General features: G+C 54.1%; 8 protein-coding genes. 1 reads left to right on the top strand and 7 read right to left on the bottom strand.

Translation table 11 applies throughout. The annotated features are described in order from the left end of the window. Positions 1-20 precede the first annotated feature (20 nt). The 5 genes from CYPRO_RS12955 to CYPRO_RS12935 form a co-directional block, all read right to left on the bottom strand. Positions 21-323 (bottom strand): ferredoxin family protein, encoded by a 303-nt coding sequence (locus CYPRO_RS12955; RefSeq protein WP_114985017.1) that lies wholly within the window; start codon positions 321-323, stop codon positions 21-23. Continuing rightward, positions 320-1645, bottom strand: coding sequence for an FAD-dependent oxidoreductase (locus CYPRO_RS12950; protein ID WP_114985016.1), 1326 nt, complete (start codon positions 1643-1645; stop codon positions 320-322). Before CYPRO_RS12950 ends, CYPRO_RS12955 begins: the two co-directional genes overlap by 4 nt. Positions 1646-1654: 9 nt before the next feature. After that, positions 1655-2632 (bottom strand): electron transfer flavoprotein subunit alpha/FixB family protein, encoded by a 978-nt coding sequence (locus tag CYPRO_RS12945; RefSeq protein WP_114985015.1) that lies wholly within the window; start codon positions 2630-2632, stop codon positions 1655-1657. A gap of 71 nt (positions 2633-2703) precedes the next feature. Then, positions 2704-3483 carry an electron transfer flavoprotein subunit beta/FixA family protein gene (locus CYPRO_RS12940; RefSeq protein ID WP_114985014.1) on the bottom strand — a complete coding sequence of 260 codons (780 nt, stop codon included), beginning with the start codon at positions 3481-3483 and terminating at the stop codon, positions 2704-2706. Positions 3484-3634: 151 nt separating this feature from the next. After that, a complete protein-coding gene (locus tag CYPRO_RS12935) occupies positions 3635-4189 on the bottom strand; it encodes a hypothetical protein (RefSeq protein WP_114985013.1) in 555 nt (184 codons plus the stop codon). 195 nt (positions 4190-4384) lie between these two features. On the opposite strand from CYPRO_RS12935, the gene CYPRO_RS12930 reads away from it, so the two are divergent. After that, entirely contained in the window at positions 4385-7018 is a 2634-nt protein-coding gene (locus CYPRO_RS12930) for a CHRD domain-containing protein (protein WP_114985012.1), read from the top strand. 586 nt (positions 7019-7604) lie between these two features. On the opposite strand, the gene CYPRO_RS12920 is transcribed toward CYPRO_RS12930, so the two are convergent. Both CYPRO_RS12920 and CYPRO_RS12915 read right to left on the bottom strand, forming a co-directional pair. Further along, positions 7605-10706: a CotH kinase family protein gene (locus CYPRO_RS12920; RefSeq protein WP_114985010.1), complete on the bottom strand. Its 3102-nt coding sequence runs from the start codon at positions 10704-10706 to the stop codon at positions 7605-7607. Positions 10707-11104: 398 nt separating this feature from the next. After that, positions 11105-12211 carry a vWA domain-containing protein gene (locus CYPRO_RS12915; protein WP_114985009.1) on the bottom strand — a complete coding sequence of 369 codons (1107 nt, stop codon included), beginning with the start codon at positions 12209-12211 and terminating at the stop codon, positions 11105-11107. Between the last annotated feature and the right edge of the window lie 178 nt (positions 12212-12389).

Below are 12389 nucleotides of genomic sequence, written 5' to 3'. Positions count from 1 at the left end.
TGTGTTTGGGCTTAGCCCGTTTAGCCGAAGTTCCATTTTACGCCGCGGCCGATTTCGGGGTCGGGGTAGTGCCATTCTACGGCGCCTTTGTCGCATGCGTACATGCAGGTGCCGCATTCGATGCAGTCTTCAAACTGGAAGTGCACCTTGCCGACTTCGTCGAGGGTGTAGCAGTTGGCCGGGCACACGCGGGTCGTAGCTTTGTGGCCGCACTCGGTGTTGCAGATATCGGTGTTGACGAGAATGTGGGGTTTTGCTTCTGATTTGCCCTGGTTCAGGTAGTTGACCATCCCCAGGCGTTCAGCGATGCTGAGTTTTTTCATAGTGAGCGTGCTCCTTTAAGTCCTAATTTCAGTAAATCCCAGTAGCTGGAGTGTTTTTTGATGGATTTGGTTAGCATCTCGCGGGTTTTCGGGGTGGGTTCGTTTTTGATGGAGAAGAACTGTTTCCCGAAATCACAGACCAGCCCCGGGACCGATTCGAACATCTGCTTGCTGTGCAGAAACTCGACCGCGCCCTGGAAGTTGCGCATATCCTGCAGCACGAAGCTTTTTTCAAGCTTGTCGCGGTAGGATTTCATGGTGGTTTTGCTGTAGTCGCCTTTTTGTTTGGCTTCCACGATGGTTTCGGCGGCGAGTACGCCGGAGTGCAGGGCGTAATCCATGCCCTGAATGGCCTTGCCCGAGTTCATCAGCAAATTGGCGGCTTCACCGGCTACGAGTACACCGTCGGCGTAGATTTCCTTCGGCATCACCTTCATGTCGCCGGTGGAGACCGCATGCGCGGAGTATTCAACGACTTCGCCATCCCGCAGGATGTCGCGGATGACCGGATGGGCCTTGAATTCGTTCAGGATGTCGTAAGGCTTGAGGCCGGAATCGCGGAGGCTGATCATGCCGAGCACGAGGCCGAAGGAGAGGGTGTCGCGGTTGGTGTAGAGGAAACCGCCACCTTCAACGCCCTGCGTGGCCGTGCCGATGAATTCGTTGCTCATGCCGCTGAGTCCGTTGAGCTGAAAGCGGTCTTCCAGCACTTTCTGATCGAAGCGGATGATCTCTTTCACGCCAACAGCCAGGGCGTCGGCGGGGACGTACTTGTCCTGCAGGCCGATCTGCCGCGTGAGCAGGTTGTTGACGCCCTCCGCAATGATGACGGAATCGGCGTAGAATTCGTCGCCGCCTGCTTTGATGCCGACCGCTTTGCCGTCCTGCATCAGCACTTCTTCCACGAGAATGTTCGGGGCGAGAAAGCACTCGTCGGCGTGCTCGCTTTGGTCTATGGCTTCCTGCACCTTCTCGGCAAGCCAGTTGTCGAACTTCGAGCGCAGCACCACAACGCCCTTGTAAGGGGTGCCGTTGAAACTCTCGCTTTTGAAGTCGATGCTGAAGGTGGAGTCCGGGTCCATGAAGGTGAGGCGGCGGTGATTGATGAAGCGCTCGAAACCGGCGTCTTCTTCCTCCCAGTAGTTGGGCACGAGCTTGGAGAGACCTTCACCCCAGAGCACGCCGCCGGAGACGTTCTTCGCCCCGCTGAATTCGCCCCGCTCGATGAGCATGAACTTCATGTTGTTGCGGGCGAGCACCATGGCCGCGCTCAGCCCCGCAATGCCGCCTCCGATGACGATACAGTCAAATTTATCTTCCATGATGTATCCTTAGCCTGCCTTCACGCTGCGGATTTGCTCAGTGAGCAGCGGCAGGATTTTGAAGAGATCTCCCACAAGGCCGTAGGTCGCATACTGAAAAATCGGCGCGTCGGCGTCTTTGTTGATGGCTACGATGACCTTGGAGTTGGCCATGCCGGCAACGTGCTGAATCGCGCCGGAAATACCAATGGCAAAATAAAGCTGAGGCGAAACGACTTTCCCGGTCTGACCGATCTGCAGGGTTGCGGGGAAGAGTCCGGATTCGGTGACTGCGCGGCTTGCGCCAATGGCTGCGCCGAGCGCATCGGCCAGGTCTTCGACCAGCTTCACGCCTTCGGCATCTTTGATTCCGCGACCTGCCGCAACCACAACTTCAGCTTCGGAAAGATCAACTTTGTCGCCGGAGCTTGAGATCACTTCCTTCAGGATGTTTTTCAGTCCGCCTTCATCAAAATCAAAGGCGACTTCCTGTACTTCGGCTGAGCCGGCCTGCTCTACGGCATCGTAAGAGCCGGAACGGACAGAAACCATCACCAGCGGACTGCTGCTTGAGGTCACACTCAGCACTTTGGCCGCCATTACGGGGCGCTCGGCTTCTACGCTGTCGCCATTCAGGCTAAAGGAGGCAACGTCCGGAATCGCGCCCGCCTGATGACGCGCAGCAAGGGCGCCCATTACTTCTTTGGCGGATTCGGTGGAAGCAAACGCAACAAGTCGCGGATTGCTTTCAGATATGATTTTGCTCAGTCCTTCAATGAGGGGTGTGTTCAGGTGATTCGCAAATACGGGTTCCTTCACCGTGAAAATGGTGTCCGCGCCGTACTGATTGATGGTATCGGTGTAGCGGGAAGGATCAGCGTCAAGTACTGCGGCGCTGAGCTTCAGGTTGTTATCCGCGGCCAGCCTGCGGCAGTAACTCAGCACTTCAAGGGATGAGCGCTTAACTTTGCCGTCGGTAGCTGCGATGTAAACTAAAATGTGTGACATAAATTCGGAGAATAAATCGGTAATAATTTCGGATTAGGGAAACGTGCGCCGCGGGGCGCAGGAGGCGGTTTTTACAATACTTTGGCCTCGTTATCCAGCAAATTCACGAGCTGAGAAACCAGTTCTTCGGCATCGCCCTCAAATTTTTGGCCGGGTTCGCGGCCGGGTACTTCCTTATAGCCTTTCCCTTCGGTTTTAACTACGCTGCCTTTCACGGCGTCGAGTGTAAGGCCCAGATCATCCAGCGTTACGGTTTTAACCGGCTTCTTCTTGCTCTGCATAATACCTTTCAGGCTCGGTATGCGCGGCTCGTTCATGTCGTTTGAACAGGTGACCAGGCAGGGGCTTTTGAGCGCAACCATTTCCTGACCGGTATCGCCCTGACGTTTCACCAGGAAGCTGTCGTTTTCGTAGGTGAGTCCTACGGCGTTGGCGCAGTAGGGCAGCTCGAGTTTCCAGGCCAGCATGCCACCGGTGAGGCCGGCATCCGTATCCTGACTTTGCTTGCCGGTGAGAATGGCGTCGAAGCTGCTTTGCTTGTGCCAGGCCGCCAGAATTTCGGCAAAGGCGCCGGAATCCAGTCCTTCCATTTCTTCAACCTGAATGTGTACCCCGGATGCTGCGCCCATAGCCAGCGCTTTACGAATGGTTTCCTTGGCCTTATCCGGACCAACCAGCACAACTTCGACTTCCCCGCCGTGTGCCTGTGTGAGTACCAGGGCTTCTTCAACGGCCGAGGCAGAGTAGGCATCCAGCACCATGCGGTCTGAATCCTGTGATAGGGCTCCGTCTTTAATACTTATCGGAGCGGATACGTCCGGGACTTGTTTAATACAAACACTGATTTTCATAAAATTCACTCTTGTAAGTTTGATAAAAATGGGCTGTGAAACCGCTTTTCTGATTAGCTAACCAATATACGGAAAAGGAAACAGACTTGCTGTACACGCGCAGGAAGTTACCGGTAAAACGGCCTTTTCTCAAATTAAATTCAGCCCGTGCTCAGGCCGCCGCAGGGCCCGGTTTGCCGTTTGTGAGGTGCGCGCGGAGATCCCGCCACGCGGCTTCCATCCTGCTGCCTTCCATACATTTGTGCGGCCAGCCTTTCAGACATCGATTGCGGTATCCGGCGGGAGCGTGCTGTCTGATGAAGGCTTCATAGCTGACCATGAAGGAAATAAATTCTGCAAATTCCGCATGATACAGCGGCAGAGAAGACCTTGGTATGCGCTGCATGTGTCCTTCAAATTCGGATACTTCATGAATACAGTCAGGGGAGATTTCACCCGTGAAAAGAGAAGGCTGCCGGTCATAGCGCTTCAGGCAGAGTGCAGTTTTGTTGCCGGATTGCCACAGGGCGCCGAAAGCCCATAAGTGAATCTGAAGGCCGTCCCGCAACAGCGTATACCGGCTGCTTCCGCAGTCCGGGCAGGGACGCGGACTTTTGGTGAAGCCATATTGCAGGAGATAGTTCGGATTGCCGTTGCGGATATCCGCTCCCCAGCACCAGCACTGCTGATGAAATAGTTTTTCGATCTGTCTGCCTGTTTTACTCATGCCGGAATATATGCAATTTAGTTGCATTTATTAACCACCACGTTCAGACATATCAGTTTTATATTGCTCAACTAACCGGCTGTACGGCAATACGTTGGGGATATATCATGCTGATATTTAATTATATAGGAACGATTTTTTTTTTGTTCATAGTTGAAATGGGTGTTCATCAATCAGAAAACCAAATCCCTAACTATGAAAAAACTATTCACAAGTATAGCATCAGTATTGCTGATGATATTTGCTGTGGGGCTGACGGCTCAGGCACAGCAAACTTTCGATGTTACCGTTGAGTCGGTTAATGAGAGCCATCCGAACTTTGGCAATACCTTTCCCGTCGTCTATGTCATTGATGGCGTGCAGGGGGCTGAACTGACCCTGCAGCGGGGCGAAACCTACACCTTCAATGTTGATGCGAGCGGACACCCTTTTTTCCTGTCGGTTCAGGAAGAATTTAACGGCTATGAAGGTGAGATTACCGACGGCGTGGTCAATTCACGCGTGCAAAACGGCGTACTGACCTTTACGCCGGGCGACGATCTTCCGGATGTCATCTGGTATCAGTGCGGATTTCATGCTGATATGGGCTGGAAGATCAACCTTACCGATGCGCCTGAATTTCAAAACTTTACCGCTTTCCTGAGCGGTTCAAGTGAAGTGCCGCCTGTGTTTACCGCTGCAACCGGAATGGTTGAGGCGAGCCTGAACGGCAGCGAGCTCACCCTCACCGGAACATTTGAAGGCCTAAGCACAGCTATTATGCCGGTAGGGGAAACCGGTGTGCACATTCACGCAGGCTTCACCGGCGAGAATGGCCCGGTCGAGGTCATCCTGAATCCGGTGCTTTCTGCCGGAAATACTGCCGGTACGTTTGATGAAACGGTTACGCTGACTCCCGATCAGGCTAATCTATTGCAGCAACGTGGCATGTACATCAACATCCATACTGAACGCCATCCTGCAGGTGAGCTGCGCGGACAGCTGCTGCCTTCCGACCGCACTATTTTTCAGGCCTATGCTTCCGGCGGTTTTGAAGTCCCGGCCAATACGAGCACGGCACAGGGCGGACTTTCGCTGGAGTGGGACGGCAGCACTCTGGTTGTCACCGGGGCCTTCTCCGGTCTGATAGGCGATTATATCGAAGAAGTCGGCAATACCGGCAGCGGGGCACACCTGCACCGCGGCTTTGCAGGTGAAAACGGCGGGGTAGATGTTTCCCTCACCCCAACTGTCGATGAAGACGGTCGCTCCGGCATTTTTGAAGCCGCCAACAATACTTTTGAAAACGTACCCGCAGAAATCGTGTCGCGCCTTGCCGACCGCGGACACTACCTGAATATTCACTCCGAGGCCTTTCCTGCTGGTGAAATCCGCGGACAGGTATTGCCGCAGGCCAACATTTACTTCTACGCACCCCTGTCCGGTGCGTTTGAAATTCCGCAGAACACGAGTCAGGCAACCGGCGCCGTCTTCGTAGAATGGTATGCTTCGGACAGTTCCATTGTGGCAACCGGCTCATTTGCGGGCCTGGAATCAGACTACAACCTTGATATCGGATCGCATTTTCACAACGGACCTGCCGGACAAAACGGTGGCGTTGATCTTGTGCTGAATCCCGTGCTGGGCGATGATAACCGCAGCGGGACCTATCTGCCGGCTGATAACACCTTCACCCTGACCGCCGAAGATGTGAATGCGCTCGTATCCCGCTCGTGGTATGTGAACATCCACAGTACGGATATTCCGCCGGGCGAAATCCGTGGTCAGGTCCTGCCGCTGGCGCAGCACTATTTCTATGCCGCACTCACGGGACTCACAGAAGTACAGCCGGTTCAGACCGAAGCCTTCGGGGGTATTGCTGTTGAGCTGCGCGGCACCGAGCTTACCCTGAGCGGAAGCTTTAATGACTTGGAAAGCAACTTCCTGGGTTCCCCCGGTGTCCACATTCATGAAGGTGCTGCCGGAACCAATGGCGGTATTGTGTTTGATTTGAACCCGCAGCTCGACAGCGCGGATGACGCCCGCAACGGCATTTTTGATGCAGGTGAGAATGTGTTCAGCCTCAGCATGGATGAACTCGTTCAGCTTGTCAGTGGTGAGTTGTATGTGAATGTGCACTCGGTTGATAACATGCCGGGCGAAATCCGGGGGCAGCTGCTGCTTGCGCCAAACCGCGCTCCGGCTACCGCACCTGAAATCACTTTCCCTGCCGATGGTGCAACGCTGGTGCTGGAAGGCGCTGGGTCAACACCTTTTGAGCCGGAGTGGACTGCCGCAGAAGATGCGGATGGAGATCTGCTCGTCTATGTGTGGGAACTCGCGCTTGATGCTGATTTCGAAGACAGCGTGCTGCAGCTCAGCACCGGGGAAGCAACCGCAGCGCCCCTCACCTTTGGCACTGTTGACGCCCTGCTCGCCGACCTTGGCGTAGCTGAAGGCGAATCGGTAACTGTGTGGCACCGCGCTTTTGCTACCGACGGCAGTGGATTCAACACCGGCGATGGCGCATCAGTGACCTTGCAGCGCGGTGTGGTTACTTCTGTTAATGAAGGCACCGAGCTTGCGGGAAGCTTCCGCCTCGAGCAAAACTATCCGAACCCCTTCAACCCGGTCACCAACATCCGGTATGAGCTGCCCGCAGCCGGAAACGTACAGCTCTCGGTGTATAACATGCTGGGACAGCGCGTAGCCCTGCTCGTCAATGAAACACAAAGCGCTGGCATACACACCGTGCAGTTCGACGGCAGCCGCCTTTCAAGTGGCGTGTACCTGTACCGCCTCGAAACAGAAGGCACACAGCTTACCCGCAGAATGATGCTGGTGAAATAAGCCTGCAAAGCCGGATCAGGCCCGCATGGGTTGGATCACACTTCTGCGTTAAAAGCTCCAAATTCAAAAAGCACAGTCCTGTTATGTATGGGCTGTGCTTTTTGTGTAATGGGAGGGAGAAACATGTACGCCCCGGGAAAAGAAATCAAACCAAACACCTGTCATGGAAGCAAGTACATATTCAGCGCCGGATTAAACCTATTGCATTGTTTCGGTTAAGTACCTTCTTCAGGACAAGCGCGCAGTGCTGGATGGGCTTGCAAAACGACTTTGATACCGAAGAACAACAGACCGCGCAGTAGCCCATTCCGAAACAGGACACGCCTGTGCAGATGAAGTCCCGCGTCTATCAATCATAGGAGTACCTGCCGATGTGCCTACGCTTGGACCGGTTCAAGCGATGCCCTGTCAAATCGCTTCGCCCCAATTCTGCCTGCACCTTTTGCGGGAAGGAAATTCATCCATCAAAAAAAAAGCCGAAGCCGGTGCCGTTGCTTGATGTTGATATGGTGTTCTGACAAAAGAGATCGTAGCAAAGCGAATGGCCAAGAGCCAACCGCAAAAAGCCAACCGCCAAATCCCAGATTTACTTCAATAGCAAGAATTTGCGGGATACCGAGCGGTCGTTGTGGGTGAGGCGGTAGAGGTACACCCCGCTTGCGAGACCCGTAGCATTGAAAGGAATGCGGTAGGTGCCCGACGGTAATACGTCGCTTACGGCAACGGCTACTCGTTGACCCAGAACCGTATAAACCGACAATTCGGTGAAACCTTGGGACGGTATGGTGAACTCGAAGATGGTGTTATTATTGAACGGATTCGGATAGTTCTGCATCAACTGAAGGGCGCGGGGCTGCTCTTCCGGCAGATTCACGAAGTCTGATCCGTTAAGCCGGTACTCAAAGGCGATGTTGTTGAAGGTCACCCGGTTGCCATCATCTACCGACATATCGGTACCACCGAAACCGATGCGGACCTTGAAGTCCGGGTTTTGGTTGGCTTCTTCAATCAGGCCGAGATCGATGGTGTAAAGCTGATAGCTGTCCTGCAGCGGGAGCTTGTGCTGGTTTAGGCCGTCGGTGCGCCAGACCGGTTCCCCGTTGGCGACGGAGTAGCTGATATCGAGATACTCAGCGGCCCCTTCGTCCATGGCGGCAAAGCTCAGGATGAGTCCGCCGGTTTCGGAGGCAGGCAGGTGCAGGATGAGCGCATTCTCGCCCCCGTCGCCCGCGAAGGGCTGACGTACCTGAATGCCGCGCATATCAGCATCATCAAAGGGGATGTGCGCATTGCCGCGCTCCCGGTAATTAAGGTCGGTCGGCCTGTTTCTGCGCTCGAGGGCTGCACGGCGCCAGTCGGGATGATCTGAGATGAAGGGGTAGCCGCTGAGGGCCGATTCAAACGTAAGGTGTGCGACATCAAAAGCGGCATAGCGGTTGCCGATTTCCTCCAGCGGGGTGTTGTTGGGAAGCTGTTCGCCGAAAAAGAAAAAGTTGGCAAGGCGGGCTTCTTTGGGTTCGCTGTCATCATCCAGCTGCTCATCAATCCAGGCCAGGCGGGTCATGAGCCAGTCCCGCATCCATTCAAGCTCTTCCTCCCAGGTTTCGGCCACGAAGTAATTGGGCCATACGTACTGTCCCAGAATGGGCCAGCGGATGAAATTACGCGCCTGCGCTTCCTGCAGCTCATCCTGCAGGCTGCTGATCAGCTCGTTCAGATAGTCTTCCGACAGCTGATTTTGCCGGTGCATCTGCCAGCGCTGACGAAGCTGTGCATCAAAAGCGGGATCTTCCAGCATGCGCACGTACCAGTCCCGCACGCCGCAGCCGATGTAACAGTGATTGCCGTTGGAGGGCTCTGTGTAATACCAGCCTTCCGGGTTTTCCCCCGTGAGATAGTTTGCATTGCCGAGACTCAGGTTGAAATCCCAAAGTGGCCCCATACGCAGTTTTTCGTGCCGGTTTTTGGTGAAATAGGTGCTGAGGCGGTAGCCGTCAATTTCTTTGAGCAGCTCAGTGAGGATGAAGTGATCGATAAAGGTTTCGGTATCAATCCATGCGCGGTATCCGGTCGCCGGGTCGGTAAAGTCGTTGCCATAGAGGGCAGATTCAAAGCTGCTCAGGTAGTTCCTGAGATAGTCTGTGCGGGCCGGTGTCATGTCCCGTTCCTGCGGTCGCACAAAGGCAAACATCGTCCCGCGTTGTGTCGTGAAGCCGCTGTCACCTTCATTCAGACGGTCCTTCTTGAAAATGTAGCCGCCGGTGAGCGCACCGGGATCGCTGTTGTCGCGTCCCGGAACCGGAATATCCACGCGCCCTTCGCCCCACTTGATCCGTTCGGTGAGCACATAAACGCCGTGATAGTGTCCGTCATTGAGGGCACCGTTGCCGGGGTTGAGGAAGAGTTCGACAAAGCGGGTGCGGGGGGCGTAGCCGTGCAGCTCCGCGCCAAGATGATAGGATATGACGTTGCGCATCAGCGACTTATCACTGTAAGGCGCATACAGAATCCAGTTGTGATCAGCGGGCATGCCAAAGAGGGCTTCGTTCCGGCTTCGGTCAAAATCATCATACAAATGAAAGCCGAACATTTTTTTGGGAAACATCTGCGAACTGTTGCCCCGTATGTTGGCAACCCCGCGGCTCTGAATCGCGGGCGGGGAGCTGAAACGCGCCCGGCCGTCCGAACCCGGTTCAAGCATGAGGTAGCTCACCGGGCTGCGGTCGCCCGGCGTAACTTCGGTGCCGTGCTCGTGCATGACCATCACCGGCAGATTGGAGCTGAAGGCTTCCACGGCAGGCGTGATACGTGTGAAGATTTCAGTGACCGGCTCACTTGGCAGATAGTCCGGCCATTGTGCTGTTGCCCGAACGATTCGGGTGCCGTCAATGGTAAGCGGGGTGTCATAAACGGCGGTGTCTTCCCCCTCGCCGGGTTTGTTATGAGATAAGGTGTAGCGGATGGTGCCACGCCCTGCATCACCATTTCTTGTCTCAGGCGGACTTTCAAGACTCAGGCTGAGGCTGACAGGACCTGTGATGAAGCCGCCCGGCTGTGAAAATTCGGGCTGAGGCGTTATGCCTGCATAGGCAGTGGTAGTATTGCTGCTGCCCGGCGTGGGCGTTGCGAAAAATCCGAAGCCGCTGCCGGCGGGCAAACGGCCGTAGGAAATGTCAGGATACAGCTGCTGCGCGGGGATGAAATCGGCTGTGCTGCCATTTGGACGGGTGATGAGCAGCGGCTCGCCGGAAGCCGAAATGCTGAAGTTGGTATGAAGTTCCCCGCCCGGATTGCTGCGGTCTTTGCCGGAAGCCCAGACCAGAAGATAGCCACCGGCAGGAATGCTTACATCCGGCAAAATCCACTTGAACGGATTACCGTCATTATCTGAAAGCCCGAAGCCCCCCAGGCTGATGGGTGCTGTACCGGGATTATGAAGTTCAATCCAGTCCTCGTAATCGCCGTCTTCATCGGCTATTGTATTTTGGTTGGAGGCCTGAAACTCATTGATAACAACCAGTCCCTGTGCCTGTGCCTGCGCATTCATGCCATCAAGCGGAGCTGTTGATAAGCTGATGCCCAATATCAGGGTTAACAGGAGCGTCAGTTTACGGACGTGTCGCATGGTTGAAGGTACAGTGGAAACCGGCAGATGGGGGCATTCGAAGTCGTTACGGCGGGAAGGCATAGATAGCTTAAAACAATAAAGTGAGGCATGTTGCGGATGTAATCAACCGCTAAATAAAATGGCCGCTCGCACAAAATTAATTGATGAAGATATGTGCGGAGATGGAATTAAATCCATTATCAAAAATAGGTTATGCGGCAAAGGAATACAAATGGGGTATAGCTGAGGCATGGAAGTCCGGCGCATGAAGATTCATCATCATATACACCTGCACTGAACCGCAAATGATTAGCTGATGGCATCGAAACATAAATAAGTGCCAAACAGAAACCCGGGTGTTTTCAGAATCGAGGGCTCAGAAGACTAAACCGTAAAAAGGCCTGGTGCAGACGGTCGGAACATTTGTTGCCCATGCGTCAAAACTTCGGGAGCAGGAAGCCTCCCTGAATTATATCCCTTCACACATTCTTCTTCCTGTTTCGCACATAATCCTCAAGTACGAAACCGCCGAGCTTGTTCAGCCCTGAAAAGTAGGCGCGTCCTTTATTCGCTTCGGTCATCTCACGGACAAAATTCTGCAGGTAAGGGTCCTGCGCAATCATAAAGGTAGTAATCGTAATTTTTTCTTTGCGGCACTGCGTCGCTTCGTTTAGTACTTTGTTAACGATCTTGCGGTCGAGGCCAAAGCTGTTTTTGTAGAGCTTGCCGTTTTCGTACATGGCTGAGGGCTTACCGTCGGTAATCATGAAAATCTGCTTGTTGGCGTGTTTTTTCCGCTGCAGGAGGTGCCGTGCAAGCTCGAGTCCGGCGAGCGTATTGGTGTGATACGGGCCTACACTCAGGTACGGAAGCTCATCTATCGATACTTTCCACACATCGTTGCCGAATGCGATGATCTCGAGGCTGTCTTTGGCATATCGGCTCAGGATAAGCTCAGCAAGCGCCATGGCGACTTTCTTCGCCGGGGTAATCCGGTCCTCCCCGTACAAAATCATCGAGTGGCTTAAATCAATCATGAGCACAGTTGCCATGCTGGTGTTGTGATCTGTTTCGTACACGCGCAGATCATTCTCGGTAAGGCTGAACTGATCGATCGGGCTATTGCGCAGGGCATTCAGGAGGGTGCCGGTGCTGTCGAACTGATTGGCATCGTCGCCGAATTGCCAGGCGCGTGTTTCAGGCTCACGCTCAAGCCCCTTGCCCTGATGTGCCGTCTTATGCTGTCCGGCCCCGCCTTTACGCAGGTTGCGGAAAACCTCTTCCAAAGCCCGCGTACGAAGGCTGCGCTCCATTTTCCGGGTGATCACGACTTCTACCTCTTCGGCATCATACTTAATGTACCCCCGCTCCTCCAGCTCTTTGATAAAATCAGCAATGCCGTAATTGTCGTACTCCGCTGTCAGATTGTACTCCTTATCCAGCTCTGTCAGCCATTTCAAAGCCTGCCCCACATCACCGCTGCTGATATACAGTAGCTGCTGAAAAATTTCGTTGAGGCGGTCAAAAGCCGGTTTTGACTTAGACTGATCGAACCGGGGGTCCCATTTTTGATAGAGAAAACGCATGGAGGCAGTTAATTTGAGATGATATTGAGCTGTTTCGGTAACAGCTTGATCTGTTGAATCATTCTGTAAAGCGCTTCATTCGAGAGCCATGCCTGCGGATGAAGGCAGAAGTCTTGCTGTGTTAGCGCCGCGGTAATTTGTTATTTTTGTTTTTTCGATGGATGGCTTTGCAGACCTG

Source organism: Cyclonatronum proteinivorum (assembly GCF_003353065.1).
GTDB lineage: Bacteria > Bacteroidota > Rhodothermia > Balneolales > Cyclonatronaceae > Cyclonatronum > Cyclonatronum proteinivorum.
The sequence above is the reverse complement of the archived record's forward strand: the minus strand, read 5'-3'. Positions and strand labels throughout refer to the sequence as shown.

What these genes read in the sequence shown, in the direction of transcription:
- CYPRO_RS12955 (WP_114985017.1), bottom strand. Translation starts at nt 323, where the DNA reads ATGAAAAAACTCAGCATCGCTGAACGCCTGGGGATGGTCAACTACCTG.
- CYPRO_RS12950 (WP_114985016.1), bottom strand. Translation starts at nt 1,645, where the DNA reads ATGGAAGATAAATTTGACTGTATCGTCATCGGAGGCGGCATTGCGGGG.
- CYPRO_RS12945 (WP_114985015.1), bottom strand. Translation starts at nt 2,632, where the DNA reads ATGTCACACATTTTAGTTTACATCGCAGCTACCGACGGCAAAGTTAAG.
- CYPRO_RS12940 (WP_114985014.1), bottom strand. Translation starts at nt 3,483, where the DNA reads ATGAAAATCAGTGTTTGTATTAAACAAGTCCCGGACGTATCCGCTCCG.
- CYPRO_RS12935 (WP_114985013.1), bottom strand. Translation starts at nt 4,189, where the DNA reads ATGAGTAAAACAGGCAGACAGATCGAAAAACTATTTCATCAGCAGTGC.
- CYPRO_RS12930 (WP_114985012.1), top strand. Translation starts at nt 4,385, where the DNA reads ATGAAAAAACTATTCACAAGTATAGCATCAGTATTGCTGATGATATTT.
- CYPRO_RS12920 (WP_114985010.1), bottom strand. Translation starts at nt 10,706, where the DNA reads ATGCCTTCCCGCCGTAACGACTTCGAATGCCCCCATCTGCCGGTTTCC.
- CYPRO_RS12915 (WP_114985009.1), bottom strand. Translation starts at nt 12,211, where the DNA reads ATGCGTTTTCTCTATCAAAAATGGGACCCCCGGTTCGATCAGTCTAAG.